The following is a 23,580-nucleotide window of genomic DNA, read 5'->3' on the forward strand; positions in this document are numbered from 1 at the left end:
CTTATGCGGCAAGAGTGATGTTCGAGCAGTCACTTCAGGCGCAACCGCACGATCGCCGGGGCCGTGGAATGCGGAAGCAACCTACTCATGTCGGCGGGAAGCTGGAGGTCGATGTTCGCCGAGTCGTCGAACCGATACGGCTGGGTCTGGACTATCCCTGACAGGTGCTTGCGCAACCTCGACATCTCCGCGCGAACGGTGATCGCCCGCCCGTCGTCACCGAACAGATCTGCCGCCATCTGCGCTGCACTGCGACCTTCTCTGTTGACGGCGAGCAGACACAGGATTTCCGCGTGTCTAGGTGTGGGTTCGTGCGTCCACTCACCGACCTCGCTGCGAATCTGCACGCGAGTCTGCTGCGGATGCCGAAGATCAATGGAGACCGTGGTGGCGTTGCCTGTTTCCGAGGGCGTTCCGTCCTCACCCGTGCCCGTGGGACGGACCAACCATCCACCGGGGAGCGGCTCGAAATCACACACGCCTAGAGCAGGCATCCAGAAGCGGCCAGTGGCAAGGTCTTCCGGTAGCAAGACCCGGTTGCGAAGCGCTACCGACTCGACTGCGGCGACCCACCCGTTGGAGTCCACGGCGAGCGCTGGAGACTGCAACCTCGCGAGCATCGGGGCAGCGACGGACCTCAGCCGATCGAGATTCTGCCGATGGTGCTCCCGCAGTTGAGATTCCGCCAACCGTGCGATGGCGTCGACCAAAGCCAGCGTCGTCGGGTGCACGGTGCTCGCCGGACCGCTGACGTCCACTGCCCCGATCACATGTCCGGTTCGCGGATCCTTGATCGGAGCTCCAGCGCAGGTCCATGGATGATGGCTGCGCACATAGTGTTCGGCCGAGAAGATCTGCACCGCACGCCTCGATACCAGGGCGGTACCGATCGCGTTGGTACCGACCGAATCCTCCGCCCAGCTTGCTCCCTCGACGAAGCCGAGCCCATCCGCGCGGTCCAGCACCGCCGTCGAGCCGCTACGCCACAGCACCCGTCCGCGCCGGTCGGCGACCACCAGAATGTTGTCGCCGTCCTGCACCACGGACTCGAGACCGCGGGCGAGGTCGTCGAGAATGTCGAACAACCCCGATTCCCGACGGCTTAGCTCGAGATCCGACACGTCGATCTGCTGATAGGCGACGCTGCGCTGCTCGGGGTCGATACCGAGGGTCTGCAACCGCCGCCACGACTCCCCGACAAGATCCCGTGGACGGGCAGGCGCCTTGTCTCCTGCCATGGTCGCGTCGTAGACCGCAGTGAGGATCTGCGCATAGCGGCGCGGGTCTTCACCAGCGGCCAGCGCAGGTTCGGGACCCGTCGACTGTGTCATCACAGACAAGTGTGCTCCAGATCACTTCGTATATGCAAAGGCGGATCAGCGGAAGACCAGGCCACCGTCGATCAGGCCCGCCTGACCAGTCATGTAGTCCGAATCCGGCCCGGACAGGTACGACACGAACGCCGCCACATCCTCCGGCGTCTGCGCCCGGCCGAGCGCAATGCCGCCCACGAATCTGTCGTACGTCTCGCCCTCCGCCGCACCGGTCAGCTCGGCGAACCGCTTGTCGATGGTCACCCACATATCGGTGCCCACGACTCCCGGGCAGTACGCGTTCACGGTGATGCCGTGCGCCGCGTACTCCTTGGCGGCAGCCTGCGTCAATGCCCGAACGGCGAACTTCGTCGCGCTGTATACGCCGAGCATCGCGAAACCGTCGTGCCCCGCGATCGACGAGGCGTTGATGATCTTCCCCTTCTGGCCGAGCGTCTTGAATTTCGCTGCGGCAGCCTGGATTCCCCACAGCACACCATCGACGTTCACGGCCCAGATCTTTCGCACATCGTCAGGGCGGACGTCGTCGATGGGAGCGACCTGCGCGATACCGGCGTTGTTGATCATGACGTCGAAGCCGCCGAGGGCCTCGTGCGCATGATCGACGGCCGCGAAGACTGCATCACGGTCACTGACGTCGGCGACGAATGTGGTTGCTGTGCTGCCGATCTCGCGGACTTCCGCAGCCACGTTCTCGATCTTCTCGGGCGCCAGGTCGACGAGTGCGATGTCATGCCCGTCGGCGGCCAGTCTCAGCGCGATACCGCGGCCTATCCCCTGACCTCCACCGGTGACGAGTACGACACTCATGCGCGTCCCTCGCTCGGATCGACCAGAACCTTCATCTTCGTGCCCGCGTGGAGCGCCTCGAAACCGTCGTCGATGACCGATTCGAGCCCAATCTTGTCCACCCATCCGGTCGTGTCGTACTTGCCCTGAGACATCAGATCGATGACTGCGTCGTAGTCCGCCGAGGTATAGCAGAGCGAACCCTGGATCCGTGATTCGTTCATGACGATCTTCTGAAGCGGTGTCATCAAAGGCTTTTCGTAGATGGCGACACTGATCAACGGCTTGCGGGCGCCGATGCATCCCAGAGCGGTTTCGACGGCAGGCTGCACCCCCGCGGCGTCGTAGATCGCGTCGGCGCCGCGGCCGTCGGTCTCGTCGGCGATGAATCCGACGACGTCGATCGACGTAGGATCGAGCGTCTTCGCACCCAACGCCTCGATCGATGCCCGGCGCGTCGGCGACGGTTCCACGACGAACACGTTGTCGAGTCCCTTGCCTCGCAAGGCGAACCACAGACCGATGCCGATCGGGCCGGCACCGAACACCATCGCGGTGTCGTCGGGGGCGGGGTCGCCGAGCGTCGCGGCATGGAATGCGACGGACATCGGTTCGACGAGTGCACCCAGTTCGAGCGACACGTTCTCCGGCAGCTGATGAATCATGTCGGTCGGGACGACGGTGTACTCCGCCATGCCGCCGTCGGACATCAGGCCGTGAAAACCGATCTGCTGACAGATGTTGTAGTTGCCGGCCCGACACGGCCCGCAATGGCCGCACCGATACAGCGGCTCGATGGCGACGCGGTCTCCGACCTGGATGCCGGTGACGCCCTTGCCGACCTCGGCGATCGTGCCGGAGAACTCGTGTCCCAGCACCAGCGGCAACTGCTGGCCGGTCAGCGGGTGCGGCTCGGTGGGGATGAAGATCGGTCCAGCGTAGAACTCGTGCAAGTCGGTGCCACAGATCCCGTTGAAGCCGACCTTCACTTTCACTTCCCCCTCGCCTGGTGAGGGTTCGGGTACGTCGGCGATTTCCACCTTGTTCGGGCCGTAGTACACAGCTGCGCGCATCGGTTCACTCCTTCGGTCGGTTCGATGCACTCATATCTATGTGACCTGACCCACAAGGCAACAGGGTTGCAGCGCGTTGCATTCGGCCGGCGCCCTGCAACCCTCGGCAACCCTGACGAAGCCGTTGTGATCCAGCTCATAGTTACGGCGCCCTTTGCCTCGCGCCCCTAGGAGAGCCGACCACATGACCACAACAGCAAGCTCCAGTCCTGTTTCCGCACAACCGGTCTCGAAACCTTCAGGGAACTGGTTCACCTTCGGATCGGTGAATCTCGCCGTCGTCGTGACACTCTCGCTCGGCACCTGGTATCTGCTCGCCGATCCGACGACGAGTCCGTTCTCGTTCTATCCGCTGCCGTTCAACGCGGCCTTGTTCTGGGCGATCCTGTTCATCGTCTTCATCGGATTCGACTGCGAATTCGCCGGATTCGATGCACTCGCCCAACCGCTGCGCGGAGTGGCGATTCTGGCGTCGACCGGGGTCTTCGCAGTGGCCGTGACCTGGCTGCTCGGCAGTGGCGTCGGCTCGTTGTTCCCGGACTTCGCCGGAACCCGCGACGGTGGACTCGGCTATTTCGCCGGCGCGCTCTTCGTCCTGTTCGGTTTTGCCACGTGGGTGATGGTGGTGCTGAACTGGCAGCATTGGCCGTGGACTGCGCTAGGCATGAAGCAGCCACTGATCGGGCTGTGTGAGATCGCGTTCGTTGCAGTCCCGACGCTGGCCCTGTACTTCGTGTTCGGGCTACCGTCCGTCTCGTTGTCCGCTACCGAACCACTGATGACGGTCGATACCGTGCTCGGTTGGTTCTATTCGATGGTCGTCGCCGTGATCCTCACCGGTCAGACCCTCGACAACTGGCCATGGAAGCTGTTCGGCGGAGGCGGCAGAACGGCACTCGCCGCAACCGTCGGCAACGTTGCGCTCGGAACCGCCCTCTACTTCCTGATGGTGCCGCTCGCGAAGCTCCTCCTCGGCCCGGCGGCGACCACCGAACTCGGCAGCGTCGTCAATCAATTCCCTGCTCAGATCGGTGTTTGCTGGGCTTTCTGGATGATTTTCTGGGCCAACGGTTTCGGCAACAAGTTCAGGCCTGCGGTCCGTGCGGCACTCACCTGCGCGCTCGCACTGGGCACCTTCTTGTTCTACTACCGGTTCGCCGCCGAACACATCTTGCACGAACCCGCAGTTGCCGCCGGGATCTCCGGTAACGCGCTGGGGTTCATCGACTGGCTCGTGCTCTGGACGCTGATCTACGTTGTCGGATTCCAGTCACTGGGCCTCGGTCGAATCGGGTGCAACCCGCCGCGGTGAGCGCGGTCAGCTGCACCCGATTCGCGCTGCAACCCGCTGCAACTCTCGACCCGACACCCCGAAAGGAGTGTGCTGGGTCACACAACGAGCACCTCTTCATCGCAAGGAGTTTTCATGACCCAGACCATCGAGCCGATCGAGATCACCCGCACGCCCAGTCCCCAGGAACGGGTCGACGCCTGGTTGGCCGACTTCGAGGCCGCTCTGGCATCCCGCGACCTCGATCGGGTCGCCGCCAAGTTCGCCGTCGACAGCTTCTGGCGTGACCTGGTCGCCTTCACCTGGAACATCAAGACGGTCGAGGGGCGCGACGGCATCGTGGACATGCTGAGCGCGCGTCTCGACGACACCGATCCGTCGAACTTCCACACGACCGAGACGCCCGACGAAGCGGACGGCGTCACCTCAGCGTGGATCGAGTTCGAAACCGCCACCAGTCGCGGAAAGGGCCACCTACGACTCAAAGGAGACGAAGGCTGGACCCTGCTCACGACGATGCAGGAACTCAAGGGCCACGAAGAACGCCAGGGCCACTCCCGAGTCAAGGGTGCAGTCCACGGTTCCAACGCCGACACCCAGAACTGGGCGGAGAAGAAGGAGATCGAGGAGAAGGAACTCGGCTACACGATCCAGCCGTACGCACTGATCGTCGGCGGCGGCCAGGGCGGTATCGCCCTCGGTGCACGGTTCCGGCAGCTCGGTGTACCTGCCATCGTCGTCGATCGTGCCGACCGGCCCGGTGACCAGTGGCGTGGCCGCTACAAGTCACTGTGCCTGCACGACCCGGTCTGGTACGACCACCTCCCGTACCTGCCGTTTCCGGCGAACTGGCCGGTATTCGCGCCGAAGGACAAGATCGGCGACTGGCTGGAGATGTACACCAAGGTCATGGAGGTTCCGTACTGGACCCGCACAACGGCCAAGTCCGCAACGTACGACGAGAAGGCCGAGGAGTGGACCGTCGTCCTCGATCGTGACGGCGAGGAAGTTGTACTGCGTCCGAAGCAGCTCGTCATGGCTACCGGAATGTCCGGCAAGAAGAATGTGCCGAACTTCCCGGGCATGGACCTGTTCGAGGGCGAGCAGCACCATTCGAGCGAGCACCCGGGTCCCGACGCGTATGTCGGCAAGAAGGTCGTCGTCGTCGGCTCCAACAACTCGGCGCACGACATCTGCAAGGCGCTCTACGAGTCGGGCGTGGACGTGACGATGCTGCAACGGTCCTCGACGCACATCGTCAAGTCCGATTCGCTGTGCGAGATCGCGTTGGGAGACCTGTACTCCGAGCGTGCCGTCGAAGCTGGAATGACCACGAACAAAGCCGATCTGACGTTCGCGTCGCTGCCGTACCGGATCATGCACGAGTTCCAGATCCCGGTGTACCAGCAGATCGCCGAGCAGGACAAGGACTTCTACGACAGGCTCGAAAAGGCGGGTTTTCAGCACGATTTCGGCGACGACGGCTCGGGGTTGTTCATGAAGTATCTGCGGCGCGGGTCGGGCTACTACATCGACGTCGGCGCTTCGGAGTTGGTCGCGGACGGCAAGATCAAGCTCGTCGGCGGTCAAGTGTCGAGGATCAGCAAGAACGGCGTCGTGTTGGACGATGGAACGGAACTCCCGGCGGACGTCATCGTCTATGCCACCGGCTACGGCTCGATGAACGGCTGGGTCGCCGACCTGGTGGATCAGGAGACCGCGGACAAGGTCGGCAAGGTGTGGGGTCTCGGCTCGGATACCACCAAGGATCCCGGTCCGTGGGAGGGCGAGCAGCGCAACATGTGGAAGCCGACGCAGCAGGAGAACCTCTGGTTCCATGGCGGCAACCTGCATCAGTCGCGGCACTACTCGCTGTACTTGGCGCTGCAGATCAAGGCGCGCTACGAGGGCATCGATACTCCGGTGTACGGACTGCAGGAGGTTCATCACCTGCGCTGACGCCCCCAGTGGGACGGTCGAGTGCACTCCGATGCACTCAACCGTGCCACTCGCGCGGAGCGCCCCGTGTCACTGGCGCGGAGCGCCCCGTGTGGCGCAATGTCGCAACGCCGGCCACCACGGATCGATAGAGTCGGGCAAGTCGCGAAGATCGAGGAGCACATCGTGGTGCGTAGTCAGATCGCATTGTCGTGGCAGCGCTCTGCGTCGAGCGGCCTGGAGCCTGCCCACTCGCTCGAGCAGTCGAGCCTGCGTGACGTCGACCGCCGCAGCCGACTCCTCGCTGCCGCCAATCCGATCCTGGATCGGATGGAAAGCATGTTGGAGGGATCCGGGTACTGCGTACTCCTAGCCGACCGGGATGCGCGCCTCGTCGACCTGCGATTCGGAACCCGCGAGCTTCGCGACCTCGTGTTCGGCGTCGGTGCGGTCGTCGGGCGGTCGTTCACCGAAGAGGCGTCGGGAACCAACTCGATTGCGACGACGTTCGAGCTTCGCTCGCCCCTCGCAGTCCGGGGCGATGAGCATTACATGGAGTCGATGAAGGGGTTCAGCTGCTACGGCTACCCGCTCATCCATCCGATCACCAAGCACATCGAAGGTGTCCTCGACATTACTTTTCGTGCCAGCGAGGACAATCCGCTTCTCGAACCGCTTCTCGTCCATTCGGCGAACGACATCCAAGGGCGGCTGCTCGAAGAGACCCGCAGCGGGGAACAGCGTCTGTTCCACGCGTTCCAGTACGCGTCTGCTCAGCGCCGCGGCGGGCCGGTCATCGCCATCGGCGACGAGCTGCTTCTCGAAAACACCGCCGCCGCACAGCTCATCGACAGCGTCGACCACGCCGCACTGCGTTCGTTGACCGACGATTCGATCCGTCGGAGCGGGGTGATCGACTCTCTCACACTCAATTCCGGTGCGCACGCCTCCCTTCGATGGGAACGGCCGGTTGCCGCGACCGGCGTCGTCATCGAGATCGATATCAAGGACCTCCCCGTCCGACAGTCTGCCCAGGTGCCGACGTCGAAGCCGCTGTGCGTCGTCGGCGAGCCCGGAACCGGGAAGTCGACTACGTTGGCCAGACTCACAGCGGCCCGAAATCCCCACTGGTTCGACTCGGCCGACATCCTCGTCACGACACCTACCGCATGGTTGTCCTCGATCGAATCCCAGGTGGCAACCGGAGCCGACGTTGTGGTGAAGAACATCCACCTCGCCGACGCATCCGTCGCGCATCGGCTCCATGCACTGCTCAAGAGCGCACGAGGATGGTTCGCGCTGTCGAGTTCGTCGCGGGAGCCCTCCGACCCGGAACACCGACAGCTGCTGTCGTTGTGTACCGACACTGTCGAACTGGCACCGCTGAGGTCACGCCGTCACGAGATTCCCGATCTGGTCCGCGGCATGATGGCCGAGCTCGATTCGCATGCCCGGTTCACCCCGGCTGCGATGCGCGCTCTGATCGACTACGACTGGCCCGGAAACATCGGCGAACTGCGGGACGAGGTCACCGACGCGGTGTCCCGCAGATCCGTCGGGGACATCACCGAACGTGACCTGGTCAGACCTCGTGGGCGTGGGATGTCGAGCCGGCTGACGGCCCTCGACTCGGCGATGCGAGACGCGATCGTCCACGAGCTTGCGCGATGCAGCGGCAACAAAGCTGCGACCGCGGAAAGCCTTGGCATCAGTCGCACCACGCTGTACAAGCGGATGAAGGAACTGGGCATTCACGGGTAGAGAATGTCCAGTATCTGAACACTCACCGGCCGTGACCCACGTCACGATCTATGCATGGATACGAACACAGCAATACATGCGGAGTCGCTGTTCATCGGGGGCGAGTGGATACCGCCGAGCTCCTCCTCCCGGATCGATGTGCGGTCCGCAAGTACCGAGGAGATCATCGGTTCGGTCCCGGAGGCGCAGGAAGCCGACGTCGACGCCGCCGTCGGGGCCGCCCGTCGGGCATTCGACGCCCCCGACGGCTGGAGCCACTGGGAGCCGTCCGACCGCGCCGATGCGCTCGACCGCCTCGCCGACGAACTCGAAGCCCGCGGCGAACAGATCGCCCGCGCAGTCTCCGCACAGAACGGAATGCCGATCTCGATTGCGCTGCAATTGGAGGCCGGCTTTCCCGTCGCGGTGGTGCGCTACTACGCCTCCCTTGCGCGCACGGCGACGTTCGAGGAATCACATCCCCACATGCTCGGCGGTACGACCACCGTCAGACGCGAACCGATTGGTGTCGTCGGAGCAATCGCACCGTGGAACTTTCCCCAGACCCTCGCCGCATTCAAACACGCACCGGCGCTCGCCGCCGGCTGCACGATCGTCATCAAGCCGTCGCCGGAAACCGTGCTGGACTCGATCCCGTTCGCGGAATCCGTTATTGCGTCCGGGATTCCGCCGGGCGTGATCAACATCGTCCCCGGTGGACGAGAGGTCGGCGCCTACCTGGTCTCGCACCCCGGCGTCGACAAGGTCGCATTCACTGGATCAACCGCAGCCGGTCGCTCGATCGCCGAGACGTGCGGGCGACTGCTTCGCCCCGTCACGTTGGAACTCGGCGGCAAGTCCGCCGCGATCGTGCTGGACGATGCAGACCTCGATCTGTCCAAGATCGGCGAAGACCTTTTCGGTGCAACCTTTCTCAACAACGGACAAACCTGTTTTCTCGGGACCAGAGTGCTGGCACCGCGTAGCCGCTACGACGAGGTCGTCGGGGTGTTCGAGGCATTCGCCAATTCCCTCGCCGTCGGCGACGCGCTCGATCCCGCGACACAGATCGGGCCGATGGCCAGTGAGCGACAACGAGATCGGGTCGAAGGATACATCGCCAAAGGCAGCGGCGACGGAGCGCGGCTGGTCGCCGGAGGCGGCCGTCCGAGTGATCTCGACCATGGCTGGTTCGTGTCGCCGACGGTATTCGCCGACGTCGAGAACAACCACGCCATCGCACAGGAGGAGATCTTCGGACCGGTCCTGTCGGTGATCCCGTACAGCGACGAGGCCGACGCAATCCGGATCGCCAACGACACCGACTTCGGTCTCGGCGGCACCGTGTGGACCTCCGACGACGAGCGAGGCTATGGCGTCGCCAAGCAGATCCGCACCGGAACCATCGGCATCAATCGCTACCTGGTCGATCCGGGTTCACCGTTCGGCGGCGTCAAGGACAGCGGCATCGGCCGCGAACTCGGTCCCGACGCTCTCCGCAACTTCCAGAACATCAAGTCCATCTACCGATAGGAGAATCTCCATGAAGACGAAAGCAGCAGTACTGTTCGAGCCGCACAAGCCCTTCGAAATCCTCGAACTCGAACTCGATGGGCCAGGTCCCGGCGAAGTCCTGATCAAGTATGTGGCTGCGGGACTGTGTCACTCGGATCTCCATCTACTCGACGGTGACCTACCCCCGCGCTTCCCGATCGTCGGCGGACACGAGGGGTCGGGCATCATCGAAGAGGTCGGCCCCGGCGTCACAAAAGTCAAGCCTGGTGATCACGTCGTCTGCTCGTTCATCCCCAACTGCGGTACCTGTCGATACTGCTCGACGGGGCGACAAAACTTGTGTGACATGGGCGCAACGATTCTCGAAGGCTGCATGCCCGACGGTTCCTTCCGTCGCCGAGACAGCAAGGGAACCGAATTCGGTGCTATGTGCATGCTCGGCACGTTCGCCGAGCGGGCAACGATCTCACAGCATTCCGTCGTCAAGATCGACGACTGGTTGCCCTTGGAGACAGCGGTTCTCGTCGGCTGCGGTGTGCCGTCGGGTTGGGGCACATCGGTATACGCAGGTGGTGTTCGAGCCGGTGATTCGGTGATCATCTACGGCATCGGCGGGCTCGGCATCAACGCGGTCCAGGGCGCGGTCCACGCCGGCGCCAAGCATGTCCTCGTCGTCGACCCACTGGAATTCAAGCGCAACCAAGCTCTCAAATTCGGTGCGACGCATGCGTTTGCTGACGCAGCATCAGCTCAGGAGAAGCTCACCGAACTGACGTGGGGGCAGGGTGCGGACCAGGCGCTGATTCTCGTCGGAACTGTGGACGAGGAGGTGGTGCAGGCAGCGACCGCGGCAATCGGCAAGGGCGGAACCGTCGTCATCACCGGACTCGCCGATCCCGAAGCACTGACCGTCCACGTATCCGGGACGGATCTGACGCTGAACCAGAAGACCATCAAGGGCACGCTGTTCGGATCCGCCAACCCGCAGTACGACATCGTGCGGCTTCTGCGCCTCTACGATGCAGGCCAACTCAAGCTCGATGAACTGATCACCAACACCTACTCGCTCGAGCAGGTGAACGAGGGCTACCAGGATCTGCGCGACGGGAAGAACATGCGCGGAGTGATTCACCTCTAGGCTCCGCGCCTTACTGCTCAGGCGCTCCGCGCCAAGTGGCACGGTTGAGTGCACCCCAATGCACTTAACCGTGCCACTGACGTTCAGCTGCCGATCGCCTCGAGCTGCGGACGGATCTTGTCTACCGAGTATTCGACCGATGCCTTGGATGGCAGGTTGAATCCGACGACCGTGGCGTAGTCCTGAACCGACAGGCCGCCGCCAGTCACCGCAGGCAAGGAATTGAATCCGGGCAACGCCTCGAGATCGGCAACGGTGCCGCCGTTGGGCAGCATCACGACGAGGTCTGCGGTCAGCTCGTTGATGCGCTCGGGGCTGAAGACCAAGCGACCGCTCACCGCGTCGGGCGACGACGCGAGGTCGGCCGGAATCGTCAGTCCGATGCTGTCGAATACCTGCGCGGCACCGTCGTTGGGGTCGACGACGGCCACCAACTGCTGAGTCGACACGATGTACTGGGACAGGACGGCGGTCTTACCGTCGAGACCCGGGTACTCAGCGGCAATACTGTCGGCGAATGCCTCTCCCTCGGCGATGATCTTCTCCGCGTCGTCCTGGCGGTCGAGGATCTCGCCGAGCGTTTCGATCTGCCACTGCCAGCGGTCTACGGTTGCGGCCTCGGGGAACACCGTCGGCGCGATCTCGCTCAAAGACTGGAAAGGTTCGGCGGAGGCGATGCCGGCAACCAGGATCAGGTCGGGATCGAGTGCCGCGATCTCCTCGACCGGTGGCGCTGGATTCATCGTGTCTATCGATGTCGAATCCAGCATCACCGAATCCTCGGACAGGCCCGTCTGCCACGGGAACAATTTGCGGTCATCGCCCTGGGATCCCGCCGAGATGTATCCGGCGGGGGCGACGTCGAATTCGGCCAGCGCGTCGACCCACTGCTGACCGAGCGCCACGATGCGCTCGGGGGTTCCCTCGATGGTCGCCGATCCCGCGACGTGATCGATGGTGACAGACCTGGAATCCTCGGCGGAGCTCGCCGAGTCTCCCGAATCACTGCTGCAGGCGACCAGGCCCGCCACAACACAACCCGCAACGAGTACGCGCGTAAGAGTCCGCTTCATGGGCGTGAAGTTAGCATAGCCTTGCCTCATGCACCTAGTGGCACGGTTGAGTGCATCCCGATGCACTTAACCGTGCCACTGGCGGCGGAGCCGCCACAATGCCACTGGCGGCGGAGCCGCCGCGCTCCTAGAGGTACTTCTTCAGCTCCATCCGCGCGATCGACATCTTGTGCACCTCATCGGGGCCGTCGGCGAGTCGGAGAGTGCGGATGTGGGCGTACATCATCGCGAGTGGGAAGTCGTTGCTCACCCCGCCGCCGCCATGTACCTGGATGGCTCGATCGATGATCGTCAACGCCATCTGGGGTGCTGCGACCTTGATGGCCGCGATCTCCGTACGCGCTTCCTTGTTCCCGACGGTGTCCATCAGGTAGGCGGCCTTGAGGGTCAGCAGGCGCGTCTTCTCGATCTCGATTCGCGATTCAGCGATCCAATCCTGAATGTTGGCACGCATTGCGATCGGCTTGCCGAAGGTGACTCTCGATACCGCACGCCGACAAAGCAATTCGAGGGCGCGCTCGGCGACGCCGATGGTGCGCATAGCGTGGTGGATTCGCCCTGGACCGAGCCGGGCTTGGCTGATCGCGAAGCCCTCGCCCGGCCCTTTCAGAACGTCCTTCGACGGCACCCGCACGTCTTCGAACAAGACCTCGGCGTGGCCCTCACGGTCGACGTAGCCGAATACCGGAAGGTTGCGCACGATCGTGACTCCGGGCGCATCGATGGGGACGACGAGCATCGACTGCTGACGATGACTCGCAGCATCCGGTTCGGTCTTGCCCATGACGATAAGAACCTTGCAGTTCTTGTGTAGCGCGTTCGATGTCCACCACTTGCGCCCGTTGAGGATGTAGTCGTCACCGTCGCGTTCCATCTTCATCGCGATGTTGGTGGCGTCCGAGCTCGCCACATCCGGCTCGGTCATTGCGAACGCCGAGCGAATCGTGCCGTCCAGCAACGGCTTCAGGTACTTCTCCTTGTGCTCGTCGGTGCCGAAGAGCGTGAAGACCTCCATGTTCCCGGTGTCCGGCGCGTTGCAGTTGCACGCCTCGGGCGCGAGGAGGCTGCGCCCCATGATCTCGGCGAGCGGCGCATACTCCAGGTTGGTGAGTCCAGGTCCCCATTCGGGATGCGGATGAAAGAGGTTCCACAAGCCCCGGGACCTGGCTTCCTTCTTCAGATCCTCGATGATCTGGGGCTGCCCGTGCGGGTCCCCGAGCTCACGCATCTGCTGCTCGTACACCGACTCCGCTGGATAGACATGCGAATCCATGAATTCGAGTAGGTCGGCTTCGTACTTCTTGCCGCGGTCGGTGGTTTCGAAGAACGACACTTGGCTTGTCTCCTCAGTCGGTTTCGCCCAGTAGGGCTTTCTGGTAGCGACGCATGCCGCGCAACCACCGGTCGTAGTCCGCTCCCTTGTTGCGGTACATGTCCAGCACAGTGGCGTGCGGGAGGATGAGGAACTGCTCGGCGTCCATCGCTGCGAGTACTATTTCCGCAACTTCGGACGGCTCGAGCACATCTCCTGCCGACAGCACAGCCTTCGTCGCGGCAGCCCCGAGCGCGTTCCCGGATTCCTGGCCCTCGTACAGCAGCTTGGTGTTGACGCCCATCGGGCACAGACAACTGACGCGAATTCCGCGGTCTCCGTATGTGACATTGAGCCACTCCGCGAACCCGACCGCAGCGTGTTTGGTCGTCGCGTATGTGGCAGAACCGATTTGGGTCAGCAGACCGGCCGCCGACGCGGTACTGACGAAATATCCTTCGCCGCGTTCGAGCCACTGCGGAACCAGAATCTGCGCTGCCCTGATGTGCGCGCGGAGATTGACGTCGATGGACAGATCCCAGTCCGCCTCGCTCGCCTCGAGTCCGGGCGCGCCGCTGATACCCGCGTTTGCGAAGTACAGGTCCACCGGCCCGAATGTGTCCTCGGCAAGTGCGATCAACGCGGTGATGTCCTCGGTTTTCGATGCGTCGCCGCCGAGGGACACTGCGGTTCCGGAGTCGAGGCGCTCGACGACTCTCGATGCCGACACGGGGTCGAGGTCGGATACGACGACCTTGGCACCGGAGGCGACGAGCCGTTCGGCAAGCGCTCCTCCGATTCCACCACCACCTCCGGTAATGACGGCAACCTTGCCTGTAACCTTCATCACCCAGGTATAGCACGCGGAGGAATACCGTCGGACGCCTACGGGTTCGACTCTGACGTGACCGAAACAGCATCGAACACATCGACAACTCTGACCGCCGGACTCTTCACTCCGTTCGAGGTGAAGTCCTTGAAATTGCGCAACCGCTTCGCGATGGCACCGATGACGCGCGCGTTCTCGCCGGGCGGGGTGCCGCGGGAGAACGTCGCCGAGTACTACCGCAAGCGTGCCGCAGGTGGCACCGGGCTGATCATCACCGAGGGCACTCTGATCCCAGATCCGGCAGCCGGCCCCGATACTCGCGTCCCCCACATCCACGGCAGCGAGAGTCTCGACGGCTGGAAGGGCGTGGTCGACGCCGTTCACGCGGACCAGAGTTCCCGGAGCTGAGCGGAACGGAAGGTGTTCGCGGACTTGCGGGATGGACCAAGGAGATCACTGGCCTGCCTACGATCACCGTCGGATCCGTCGGGCTGGACAAGGTGTTCGACGGTGCCTGGGGTGACGACGCCGCGTCTGGTACGACCGGTCTGGAACCACTGCTGGAGCAGTTCGAACGCGAGGAGTTCGACATCGTCGCCGTCGGACGCGCTCTCCTGGCTGATCCGGAGTGGGTGCACAAGGTGCAGGCAGGCCGTCTCGACGACCGAATCGCGTTTTCCCGCGATCACATCACAACACTGCACTAGCCAATCTCGGGTGGCGTGAATCAGCCGAAGAACCGTCGACGTACTCTCGACACCAACTCGTCGACGGCCGCGTTCGGCCGGTTCGACCATACGAGCGCAAGGGTCGCATCGATGCCGACATCGGTGATCGGTACGGCTACCAGCCGGTCGGCGTAGTCAGTCGCCATCGACTCGCTCAGGATCGCCACGCCCATCGAACGCGCGGCGAGGTCGGCGACGGCTCCAGGAGCGCTGGCCACGAAAGCGACGTCGACGACGAGTCCCTGCACCGACACGGCGTCGTCGAACACCGTTCTGATCCCGGTGCCCACAGGCAGACACACCACCGGATAGTCGCTGACCTGACGGACACTCATCGAGGACGAAGACGCGACCGGATGGCCTGCCGGAACGCACGCGGCCAGACCCTCGCGCACGATGACTACGGACTCCAGGCCGTCCGGTGGCCCGCCGGCCACGCCGACGAGTGCCACGTCGAGCGTCCCCGCACACACCCGAGCCACCAGATCGTCCGAATTGCCCTCGGCCAGTGAAAGTTCGACGCCAGGATGATCGGTATGGAAGTCCGCCAGGGCGTCGAACAGCGGGGTGACGGTGCAGGCGGTGACCATCCCGATCGCGATCTTTCCGCGTACCAGCGAGTTGATGTCGTCCACCGAACGCTGCAGCGCCGCAGCGGAGTTCAAGGCAGCGCGCGCGTGCTCGAGGGCCGCTGCTCCGGCGGCGGTCAGTGCTGCGACCCGGGCACTGCGGTCGATCAGCTCGGTTCCGAGTTCACGCTCGAGCGCCCTGATCTGCGCGCTGACGCCGGATTGGCTGATCCTCACTCGCTCGGCGGCGCGGGTGAAGTTCGCTTCCTCGGCGACCGCGACGAAGTACTCGAGCTGACGAAGTTCCATAATCAGAGATTCTAGTTTTGAGAAGAACAATCTGTTGGACTTCTGATACATCGGCGCGGAGTCTGAAGACATGACACAGGACAAAGCAATGACCCCGGAGGACATCACCCGATTGTTCGTCGAGCGCTCCAATGCCGGAGACGCCGACGGTGTGGCCGCCCTGTACGACGAGAACGCCGTCATGGCCTATCCCGCTGGCCGAACGACGGTCGGACGCGCCGCGATCAGGGAGCTGTGGGCATCGGTACTGGCACACGGACCCCGCTTCGAACTCGAGGAAGGCCTCCCGACGCTCGTTCACGGCGACATCGCGCTGACCTCGACGGCTCCCCGAGACGACGCGGGCGCACGCGCGCAGGTTGTCAGGCGCCAGCCGGACGGATCGTGGCTGCGAATCATCGATCAGCCCGAGTTCAACCCGACCACCTGAGCGTCTTCGCCGAACCTCTGACATTATTTTCATTCGTGATACCCCAGCGGCTACGCCGTACTGTCGATGCGCTCGCGCAGCGCCTCGGCCGCAGCAGCGCCGCCCTGAACGATCAGGTCCAGAAGTTCGACTCCGCGCACCCGTGGTTTCTCAGCTCGGAGGAGCGCGGCAACCCCGACACCCGGATCGCGGCGTGGACCGAGGGCAACCGCGTCGTACCCCTCGTCCACGGGAAGCCGTACTTCGCGGCGCTGGCCGCTGCACTCGTCGAGGCGGGCGCCGGGGATCTCGTGTTGTTCACCGACTGGCGCGGTGATCCCGAGCAGCTGCTGACCGACGACGGTGTCACCGTCGAACAAGCCCTTGCCGATGTCGCCGGCCGTGGCGGCATCGTCAAGGGCATGGTCTGGCGCTCGCACATCGACACACTCGGTTTCACCGGCCCGAAGAACCGAAAGCTGGCCCAACGCCTCGAAGACGCCGGCGGCGAGGTCGTCCTGGATCAGCGTGTCCTCGCGCTCGGAAGTCATCACCAGAAATTCGTCGTAGTCCGATATCTGAATCCCGCGAAGCCCGACGTCGCATTCGTCGGTGGCATCGATCTCGCGCGCGCACGCCGCGACGACGCCGACCATTTCGGCGACCCGGTCAGCAGGCCCTTCCCTCCCGAGTACGGCGAGATCCCGGCATGGCACGACATGCAGGTCCGGCTCGAGGGCCCGACCGTCCGCGACATCGAGGACGTGTTCCGTGAGCGCTGGGAGGATCCGGCCGCACTGTCACGGCTACCGTGGCATGCCATCCCCGACATACTCCGCGGAGTCACGCGTGAGCCGACCGAACTGCCCGTCCAGGTCGACGCGCCCGAGCCTGCCGGGACGTGCGCAGTACAGCTGCTGCGGACCTATCCGCGTCGACGTCCGGCGTATCCGTTTGCGACGAGGGGCGAGCGCAGCGCCGCTCGGGCCTACGCGAAGGTGCTTCGCCGCGCGCGTCAACTCATCTACGTCGAGGACCAGTACCTGTGGTCGGTGGACGTCGCGCGCGTGTTCGCGGCAGCTCTGCGACGTTCGCCCGATCTGCGACTGGTCATCGTCGTTCCGAAGCATCTCGACGACGACAGTGCCATCACCATCCCATCGGCGCTTCTCGGCCACTCGGTTGCGCTCGACGTGATCCGCGACGCGGGTGGCGACCGCGTCCTGGTTCTCGATCTGGAGAACGATCGAGGGATCCCCGTGTACGTGCACTCGAAGGTCTGCATCGTCGACGATGTCTGGGCTGCGGTCGGTTCGGACAACTTCAACCGGCGCTCATGGACTCACGACTCGGAACTGACGGCAGCCATCATCGACTCCGAACGCGACGAACGCGCACCGGCAGATCCCGGTGGCCTCGGTGACGGCGCTCGGGTGTTCGCGCGCGAACTACGGCTCGAATTGGCCCGGGAGCATCTCGGACGCACCACCGATGACGACGCGGACCTGATCGATCCCGCGTCTTTCTTCGACGCCGTGGGCAGTAGCGCTGACCGTCTCGACGCCTGGCACCGCGCGCCCTCCAGGTCGCCGAGGCCGTCCGGTCGGGTCCGCCGGCACAACATCGACGTACCCCCTCAGTGGCAGCAACGAGCGGCCGCCGTGGCATATCGCCTGTTCGTGGACCCCGACGGCCGACCGATCGGAATGCGGTTTCGGCGTCGGTTCTGACACACTGAACATCCTTCACGATGCATTGGCGGCTCAAATTGGGTTTCACGTTGGATTTTTCGGGTACGAGCAGTTGTGGCCGCTAGTCGACTCTCCCCCGAAGCCGTCGACGCAGCCCGTCGGTCGGCGCTGATCGGGGTAGCGGTACTCGTCGCCTGTCTGTTCGGAATCGCCACACGATTGCCGGAAACGCTCGCGGTTTTCTGGCCCGCCAACGCACTTCTTCTCGGGATTCTGCTACGTAGTCCCCGTTCGGCCACCCCCGCGACCTGGAGTTGTGCAGCACTCGGATTTGTTCTCGCCGACGCTGTCACCGGCAGTCCCCTCGTCGCGAACCTCGTGCTCACCCTGTGCAACTTGGTTGGTGTTTCGGCCGGCTTCGCCTTGTACCGCTTCATCGGGCAGTCGCGTCCGTGGCTCGAACGCGTCCAATCCCTCACCCTGCTCGCCGTCCTGATCGTTGCCGCCTCTACCGCCGCCGGAATCGCGGGAGGGTTCGCCAACGCCGTGCTCCAAGGACAATCTTGGGAGGAAGGCGCGACCCGTTGGTTCGTCGGTGAGTTCCTGAACTTCATGTCAGTCATGCCGGCAGTACTGACCGCCCCTACGCTGAGCTCGCTGCGCCGCATACGAGGTCTGCGCGAGATGAGTGCTCGCCTCCGGCGCACCGTCCCTGCGGCGGCACTGCTTGCGCTCGGGTTGATTCTGGTGTGGTTCGTCGGCGGCGCCGGCGCCATCACTTTCGCGACACCAGCGCTCGTCGTGGCGGCCCTGATGACGGGCGTCTTCGTCACCTCGATGTTCATCCTGACCACGACGGTGTGGATGCTGATCCTCACTGCGGACGGCCACCTCGGAATACCCGGCCTCGATCCTGCGATGCCGGTGACCCTGTCGGTGAGCATCGGACTATCGTTCCTGGCCATCGCCCCGGTCGCGGTGGCGTGCGTGACGAACGAGCGCCGCACTGCGCTGGCCGCGTTGCGTCGAGCTGTGGCTCACGACGATCTCACCGGGGCGCTGCGGCGGGACGAGTTCTATCGGCGCGTGCAGAACCTGACGCGAGACTGGGGCGCAGGGTCCGCCACGATCATGATGATGGACCTCGACCACTTCAAGTCGCTGAACGACACGCACGGCCACAGCGCCGGCGACGCTGCACTCGAACGCTTCGCCGACGACGTTCGATCACAGCTGCGCGGAGGCCACCTGTTCGCCCGACTCGGCGGCGAGGAGTTCGCCATCTACCTTCGTGATACTTCGGACCACGACGCGTTCGCGCTCGCCGACTCGATCAGAGTCGGTCAGTACAACCGCGCCACCGAGTCTCTGACGGGCCACGGAGTCACGGTCAGTATCGGAATCGCGACTGGATCCGACACGGTGGAGAATCTGGTCGTGGCCGCTGACCGAGCGCTGTACGACGCCAAGCGCAAGGGACGAAATCGTATCGTGCTTGCGCGCGGCGCCGACGAGTTCGACTGGACCAGGTAACCGCGCGAACCTCAGGACAACGCCTGTACGACGCGATCTGCTAGTGGCTTCGTCGACGCGGGATTCTGGCCGGTGTAGACGTTGCGGTCGACGACGACGTGCGGAGTCCACGCATCGGTGTTGGAGAACTGCGCTCCCGATTCGCGTAGACGAGTCTCGAGCAACCACGGCGCCTTGTCCGCTAGGCCCGCCTGCGTCTCCTCCTCGTTCGTGAAGCCCGTCATCTCGTAGCCGTCGAATGCCCAAACGCCGTCGGACCGGGTCGCGGGCAGCAGCGCTGCAGGCGCATGACACACCGCCGAGACCAGCTTGCCCCCGTCGAGGAAGTCGGACACCAGAGCACCGAACTGATCCGATACCGCCAGGTCCTGCATCGGACCGTGTCCGCCCGGGACGAAGAGTGCGTCGAAGTCCGTGGCCAGCTGTTCCTCGAGCGAGGCGGGATTCTGCAGAATCGACTCGATCGAGTCCAGGTACTTCTTCTGATCCGCCACCTTGCCCTCATCGCCACCGTTGGCATCCACGGACAGTGAGCCCTCGTCGACCACCGGCGCCTTGCCTCCCGGCGTGGCCACAACGACGTCCCATCCTGCTTCGACGAACGTCCGATGCGACTCGACGAGCTCCTCCGCCCAGAACCCGGTCGGGTGCTGGGAACCGTCGTTCAACGTCCAGTGGTCGGCAGCCGTGACAGCAAAGAGTAATTTCGTCATGCTCGGCGCATGCCCGGTTCCGGCGAAAACGAATCACTCGACTTCCGGTGCTGTCCGTGTCGGCGGCGACCTTTCACAAGGCAGTCAACTTCGAGAACAGGCGGTCCGGAGTGAACGGTAGAGACTCGAATCGGATTCCGGTCGCATCGAGAAGGGCGTTCGATACCGCCGGGGCTACCGGGTTGATCGCACACTCGCCCTGCGACTTCGCACCCATCGGGCCGATCGTGTCGTAGGTGTCGGCGAAGAACACCTCGGTCCGTGGCAGATCCGCGAACGCAGGAATCCGATAGTTGCGGAAGTTCGGATTCACCACCGCACCACTGCTGCCGTGGACCATGTTCTCGGTCAGCGCCCAGCCGAACGCCATTCCGACAGCGCCGTCGATCTGGCCGCGACACTGAAGCGGATTGATCGGACGGCCGATGTCGGCGCCGTGCACACTCTGCAAGATCCGGATCTCGCCGGTCACCCGATGCACGGCCAGCCGGACACCCTGGACGTTGGACGCGATGGTCCTCGGAGTCAGATACGCCTTCCTCGTCGCATGCAGCTTCCGTCCCGACTCGGCGCGCGCTGCGTACAACTCAGCCAGCTTCACCCGCCGATCCCCACACACCACGGCATCGTTGTCGAGAACACAGTCGTCGAGGGGGACACCGCTGTATTCGCTGGCGAACTTCGCAATGTCGTCCCTCAGTGCCAGAGCCGTCAGATGGACGGCTTTGCCCGCCACGACGGTTCCAGTACTCGCGAAGGTGCCGGTGTCGTAGAGCGTCCGGTCCGTGTCTGCGTTGACGATTGCCACCTCGGCGGCACGTGTTCCGAGAATTCCGGCCGCAATTTGCCTGTGTGCGTTGGTTATTCCGTTGCCCATCTCCGAGGACCCGACAGCGAGGTGGTACGTGCCGTCCTCGAGCAGCGTCAACTCGGCACCCGATCGGTGCTCGGTAGGAGGTCCGCACTCGAGTAGAGCCAATGCGACGCCCGTTCCGACGAGCCAATCCTCGCCGTCCGGCTTCTCCACCCCGTTGCCTCGCGCGAGGGATGCCTCGACGTGGTCGAGGCATTGATCGAGCCCGTAGCTTCCGAAACTCGCGTCGCTCGGGCCGTCCCAAACCGATTCGACGAGATCCGTCGGCCCCACCATGTTCTTGCGACGAAGCTCCAGCGGACTCATTCCGAGCAGGTGCGCCAGTTCGTCCATCGCGCATTCGATGGCGAACGTGGTCTGAGAGGCGCCGTATCCGCGGAACCCGCCTCCTGGAATGACATTGGTGTAGACCGCGTAGCCCAGAGCCTTCTTGTTCGGACAGCGGTACGCGGCCAGGGGACTGCCCAGCGCAGCGGCAAGGGTTTCGCTTGCATGGTTGGCGTAAGCGCCCGTGTTGGAGACCACGTATACGTCGAGTGCCGTCAGCGTTCCGTCCCGCGTTGCGCCGAGCTTCACGCGCGTGGTCATCTGATGCCGAGTGGTCGAGCCGATGAATTCTTCCTCGCGGGTCCACTCCCACTTGACCGGACGACCGAGCTTCATCGTCGCCCACAGCACCAGGTCCTCGGAGATCATCTCCTGTTTGCCGCCGAAACCGCCCCCGACCCGTTCGGTGAACACGTGCACGTCGCGTGCCCGCAATCCCAGTAGATAGCAGAGCTTGGCCTGCACGATGAACGGCCCCTGCGTACTCGTCCGGACATGCCAACGGCCGTCGTCTCCACGCCACGCGATCGAGCCGTGGGTCTCGAGGTGGGCGTGCTGGACTCTCGAGGTCGAGTACGTCCGCTCGTGCACAGCATCGGCCGTGGCGAACCCTGCGTCGACACTGCCGACCTCGCCGTGGATGTCGACGAAGACGTTGCCGTTCTCCTCGAAACCTTTGTCGTGCAACAACGGAGCATCCGGCTCCATTGCGACGAACGGGTCGAAGACGGCAGGCAGCTCGTCGTAGGTGACCTTCAGCGCACGACACCCCGCCTCCGCCGCCGCTTCGGTTTCGGCGACGACGGCGGCTATCCGCTGGCCGACGAACCGAATGACGTCGTCGAGGATCAGCGTGTCGTCCGGATCCACCAGATGGTCTTCGTGCAGTGCTGTGCTGTAGAGCCGCTGCGGAACGTCCTCGTGGGTGAAAACCTGGACCACACCCGGAACCGCCATCGCTGCGCTGCGGTCGATGTCGGTGATGCGTGCGTGCGCGTGCGGTGATCTCAGGACTTTCAAGTGCAACAGGTTCGGGACGGCGACATCCATCGTGTATCGCGCGTGCCCGGTCACGATGTCCTCGGTGAACGGGTTGGCGAGGCTGGCCCCGCACGCCTTGCCTGCGACGTCCGGCTCGGCTTCGGTCAGACCGTGAAGGGCGTCGGAAATGGACCTGTATCCGGTGCAGCGGCACAGGTTTCCCTTCAACGACCTCGGCAGATCTTCCTTCTGTTCGTCTGTCAGCGATGCCGCCGTCATGATCATCCCGGCCGCACAGAATCCACACTGGAACGACTGGGCGTCGTGAAACGACTGCTGCATCGGGTGCAGACCGTCGCCGTTCGCGAGGCCCTGCACTGTGGTGACCTTCTTCCCTGCGGCCCGGAACGCCGGGACCAGACACGAATGGAACGGCGTACCGTCCAGCCATACCGTGCACGCACCGCAATCCCCTGCGTCACAGCCCTTCTTGACCCCGTACACCTCACGGTCACGCAAGAACGTGCGAAGACACTGCCCCGCTTCGGGTTCGGCTGAGAAGAGCTTTCCGTCGACCTCGAATTCACTCATGACAACTCCGTACGGATCTGCTCGGCGAAGTAGTAGGTCAGATGCTGCTTGTACGGCGCGGAGCCGTTGACATCGTCGAAGAACCCGTCGGCGGCAGTCGCGGATTCGATCCCTGAGCGAAGGTCCTGCGCACTCGGAATACGTTCGTACGCAACCTGCACCGGCCGCGGCGTCGCAGCCGTCACCGTCAGTCGGAAGTCCGAACCGTCCGCCGCGCACGTCCCGATGACGAGCGCCGCCGATCGGCCCGCGTGAACGAGCGACTGCTGTCGCCACGCATAGCGCTTGGTAAGAGCGCTCGCGGGCAGCAAGACTGACCGCAGCAGCTCCCCACGTCCAAGAATGTTCGCATGGTCGCCGGTGACGAAGTCAGTTGCCGCAACCTCACGCGGCGCCCCGGAGCGCGGCACGAGGGTGTAGGTACCTTCCAGTGCAGCTGTCAGCGCGATCATCGCCCCCGCGGGCAGTGACATGCAGATGTTCCCGCCGACCGTCGCCGCGTTCCAGATCTTGAACGACGCCAGCAACGATCTGCAGCAATCACGAAACAGCGGGTTCGCAATCCACTCGGTTGGGGCGACGAAGTCGAACAGTTCGGCGATCCGGCATGTCGCCGCAATCTCCAACCCGTCGTCGGACACGGACAGGGACGGCCACCCGAGACTGTCCAGATCGATCAACGTGTCGCTCGCGACCTGGGGCTCGGAGAACAGCCAGGTACCCCCGGCCAACCAGGCGTAGCCATCACGCCACCCGTCGATCTGATCGAGTGACGTGGGCCGTTTGACCTCACTGATCGTACCGAGATTCATTGCGCCACCTT

General features: G+C 64.0%; 18 protein-coding genes and 1 pseudogene. 9 read left to right on the forward strand and 10 right to left on the reverse strand.

What is annotated here, in order from left to right:
* Positions 1 to 29: 29 nt before the first annotated feature.
* Genes WDS16_RS19260 through WDS16_RS19270 form a run of 3 tightly spaced genes read right to left on the reverse strand, consistent with a single transcriptional unit; the run spans position 30 to position 3,196 of the window.
* A complete protein-coding gene (locus WDS16_RS19260; RefSeq protein ID WP_338886876.1) occupies positions 30 to 1,331 on the reverse strand; it encodes a GAF domain-containing protein in 1,302 nt (433 codons plus the stop codon).
* Between the two features lie 45 nt (positions 1,332 to 1,376).
* Complete coding sequence (locus WDS16_RS19265; RefSeq protein WP_338886877.1) at positions 1,377 to 2,144, reverse strand: acetoin reductase; 768 nt, start codon at positions 2,142 to 2,144, stop codon at positions 1,377 to 1,379.
* Entirely contained in the window at positions 2,141 to 3,196 is a 1,056-nt protein-coding gene (locus tag WDS16_RS19270; RefSeq protein ID WP_338886878.1) for a 2,3-butanediol dehydrogenase, read from the reverse strand. The genes WDS16_RS19265 and WDS16_RS19270 overlap by 4 nt, the downstream gene beginning before the upstream one ends.
* 184 nt (positions 3,197 to 3,380) lie before the next feature.
* Here WDS16_RS19270 and WDS16_RS19275 point away from each other — a divergent pair, with 184 nt between their 5' ends.
* The 5 genes from WDS16_RS19275 (at position 3,381) to WDS16_RS19295 (ending at position 10,818) form a co-directional block, all read left to right on the forward strand.
* A complete protein-coding gene (locus WDS16_RS19275) occupies positions 3,381 to 4,508 on the forward strand; it encodes a hypothetical protein (RefSeq protein ID WP_338886881.1) in 1,128 nt (375 codons plus the stop codon).
* 114 nt (positions 4,509 to 4,622) lie between these two features.
* Positions 4,623 to 6,446: an NAD(P)/FAD-dependent oxidoreductase gene (locus WDS16_RS19280; protein WP_338886883.1), complete on the forward strand. Its 1,824-nt coding sequence runs from the start codon at positions 4,623 to 4,625 to the stop codon at positions 6,444 to 6,446.
* Positions 6,447 to 6,611: 165 nt separating this feature from the next.
* On the forward strand, positions 6,612 to 8,186 hold the full coding sequence (locus WDS16_RS19285) for a sigma-54-dependent Fis family transcriptional regulator (RefSeq protein WP_338886885.1): 1,575 nt from the start codon (positions 6,612 to 6,614) through the stop codon (positions 8,184 to 8,186).
* Between the two features lie 54 nt (positions 8,187 to 8,240).
* Positions 8,241 to 9,698, forward strand: a complete 1,458-nt coding sequence (locus WDS16_RS19290; protein WP_338886887.1) for an aldehyde dehydrogenase — start codon at positions 8,241 to 8,243, stop codon at positions 9,696 to 9,698.
* A gap of 10 nt (positions 9,699 to 9,708) precedes the next feature.
* Entirely contained in the window at positions 9,709 to 10,818 is a 1,110-nt protein-coding gene (locus WDS16_RS19295) for an NDMA-dependent alcohol dehydrogenase (protein WP_338886889.1), read from the forward strand.
* Positions 10,819 to 10,901: 83 nt separating this feature from the next.
* On the opposite strand, the gene WDS16_RS19300 is transcribed toward WDS16_RS19295, so the two are convergent.
* The 3 genes from WDS16_RS19300 to WDS16_RS19310 form a co-directional block, all read right to left on the reverse strand.
* Positions 10,902 to 11,891 (reverse strand): ABC transporter substrate-binding protein, encoded by a 990-nt coding sequence (locus WDS16_RS19300; RefSeq protein ID WP_338886891.1) that lies wholly within the window; start codon positions 11,889 to 11,891, stop codon positions 10,902 to 10,904.
* Positions 11,892 to 12,018: 127 nt separating this feature from the next.
* Positions 12,019 to 13,164, reverse strand: a complete 1,146-nt coding sequence (locus WDS16_RS19305) for an acyl-CoA dehydrogenase family protein (protein WP_422395846.1) — start codon at positions 13,162 to 13,164, stop codon at positions 12,019 to 12,021.
* A gap of 73 nt (positions 13,165 to 13,237) precedes the next feature.
* Positions 13,238 to 14,050, reverse strand: coding sequence for an SDR family oxidoreductase (locus tag WDS16_RS19310; protein ID WP_338886894.1), 813 nt, complete (start codon positions 14,048 to 14,050; stop codon positions 13,238 to 13,240).
* Positions 14,051 to 14,107: 57 nt separating this feature from the next.
* Between WDS16_RS19310 and WDS16_RS19315 the strand changes: the two are divergent.
* A pseudogene (locus WDS16_RS19315) lies at positions 14,108 to 14,739 on the forward strand (hypothetical protein).
* A 20-nt stretch (positions 14,740 to 14,759) separates the two neighbouring features.
* Here WDS16_RS19315 and WDS16_RS19320 read toward each other — a convergent pair.
* Positions 14,760 to 15,638 carry a LysR family transcriptional regulator gene (locus WDS16_RS19320; RefSeq protein ID WP_338886896.1) on the reverse strand — a complete coding sequence of 293 codons (879 nt, stop codon included), beginning with the start codon at positions 15,636 to 15,638 and terminating at the stop codon, positions 14,760 to 14,762.
* A 70-nt stretch (positions 15,639 to 15,708) separates the two neighbouring features.
* On the opposite strand from WDS16_RS19320, the gene WDS16_RS19325 reads away from it, so the two are divergent.
* From WDS16_RS19325 to WDS16_RS19335, 3 genes are all read left to right on the forward strand, one after another.
* The gene (locus WDS16_RS19325) at positions 15,709 to 16,068 is read left to right on the forward strand and encodes a YybH family protein (RefSeq protein ID WP_338886898.1); all 360 of its coding nucleotides are present in this window, start codon (positions 15,709 to 15,711) and stop codon (positions 16,066 to 16,068) included.
* 35 nt (positions 16,069 to 16,103) lie between these two features.
* Positions 16,104 to 17,777 (forward strand): phospholipase D family protein, encoded by a 1,674-nt coding sequence (locus tag WDS16_RS19330; protein ID WP_338886899.1) that lies wholly within the window; start codon positions 16,104 to 16,106, stop codon positions 17,775 to 17,777.
* 75 nt (positions 17,778 to 17,852) lie between these two features.
* Complete coding sequence (locus tag WDS16_RS19335; RefSeq protein WP_338886900.1) at positions 17,853 to 19,271, forward strand: diguanylate cyclase; 1,419 nt, start codon at positions 17,853 to 17,855, stop codon at positions 19,269 to 19,271.
* A gap of 11 nt (positions 19,272 to 19,282) precedes the next feature.
* Here WDS16_RS19335 and WDS16_RS19340 read toward each other — a convergent pair whose 3' ends face one another.
* The 3 genes from WDS16_RS19340 to WDS16_RS19350 form a co-directional block, all read right to left on the reverse strand.
* The gene (locus WDS16_RS19340; RefSeq protein WP_338886901.1) at positions 19,283 to 19,984 is read right to left on the reverse strand and encodes a type 1 glutamine amidotransferase domain-containing protein; all 702 of its coding nucleotides are present in this window, start codon (positions 19,982 to 19,984) and stop codon (positions 19,283 to 19,285) included.
* Between the two features lie 73 nt (positions 19,985 to 20,057).
* Positions 20,058 to 22,757 (reverse strand): molybdopterin-dependent oxidoreductase, encoded by a 2,700-nt coding sequence (locus tag WDS16_RS19345; protein WP_338886903.1) that lies wholly within the window; start codon positions 22,755 to 22,757, stop codon positions 20,058 to 20,060.
* Positions 22,754 to 23,569 (reverse strand): FAD binding domain-containing protein, encoded by an 816-nt coding sequence (locus tag WDS16_RS19350; RefSeq protein WP_338886905.1) that lies wholly within the window; start codon positions 23,567 to 23,569, stop codon positions 22,754 to 22,756. Before WDS16_RS19350 ends, WDS16_RS19345 begins: the two co-directional genes overlap by 4 nt.
* Positions 23,570 to 23,580 lie beyond the last annotated feature (11 nt).

Source organism: Rhodococcus sovatensis (genome assembly GCF_037327425.1).
Taxonomy (GTDB): domain Bacteria; phylum Actinomycetota; class Actinomycetes; order Mycobacteriales; family Mycobacteriaceae; genus Rhodococcoides; species Rhodococcoides sovatense.

Coding starts and splice junctions, on each gene's coding strand:
- WDS16_RS19260 (WP_338886876.1), bottom strand. CDS start 1,331: ATGACACAGTCGACGGGTCCCGAACCTGCGCTGGCCGCTGGTGAAGAC.
- WDS16_RS19265 (WP_338886877.1), bottom strand. CDS start 2,144: ATGAGTGTCGTACTCGTCACCGGTGGAGGTCAGGGGATAGGCCGCGGT.
- WDS16_RS19270 (WP_338886878.1), bottom strand. CDS start 3,196: ATGCGCGCAGCTGTGTACTACGGCCCGAACAAGGTGGAAATCGCCGAC.
- WDS16_RS19275 (WP_338886881.1), top strand. CDS start 3,381: ATGACCACAACAGCAAGCTCCAGTCCTGTTTCCGCACAACCGGTCTCG.
- WDS16_RS19280 (WP_338886883.1), top strand. CDS start 4,623: ATGACCCAGACCATCGAGCCGATCGAGATCACCCGCACGCCCAGTCCC.
- WDS16_RS19290 (WP_338886887.1), top strand. CDS start 8,241: ATGGATACGAACACAGCAATACATGCGGAGTCGCTGTTCATCGGGGGC.
- WDS16_RS19295 (WP_338886889.1), top strand. CDS start 9,709: ATGAAGACGAAAGCAGCAGTACTGTTCGAGCCGCACAAGCCCTTCGAA.
- WDS16_RS19300 (WP_338886891.1), bottom strand. CDS start 11,891: ATGAAGCGGACTCTTACGCGCGTACTCGTTGCGGGTTGTGTTGTGGCG.
- WDS16_RS19305 (WP_422395846.1), bottom strand. CDS start 13,164: ATGGATTCGCATGTCTATCCAGCGGAGTCGGTGTACGAGCAGCAGATG.
- WDS16_RS19310 (WP_338886894.1), bottom strand. CDS start 14,050: ATGAAGGTTACAGGCAAGGTTGCCGTCATTACCGGAGGTGGTGGTGGA.
- WDS16_RS19320 (WP_338886896.1), bottom strand. CDS start 15,638: ATGGAACTTCGTCAGCTCGAGTACTTCGTCGCGGTCGCCGAGGAAGCG.
- WDS16_RS19325 (WP_338886898.1), top strand. CDS start 15,709: ATGACACAGGACAAAGCAATGACCCCGGAGGACATCACCCGATTGTTC.
- WDS16_RS19340 (WP_338886901.1), bottom strand. CDS start 19,984: ATGACGAAATTACTCTTTGCTGTCACGGCTGCCGACCACTGGACGTTG.
- WDS16_RS19345 (WP_338886903.1), bottom strand. CDS start 22,757: ATGAGTGAATTCGAGGTCGACGGAAAGCTCTTCTCAGCCGAACCCGAA.
- WDS16_RS19350 (WP_338886905.1), bottom strand. CDS start 23,569: ATGAATCTCGGTACGATCAGTGAGGTCAAACGGCCCACGTCACTCGAT.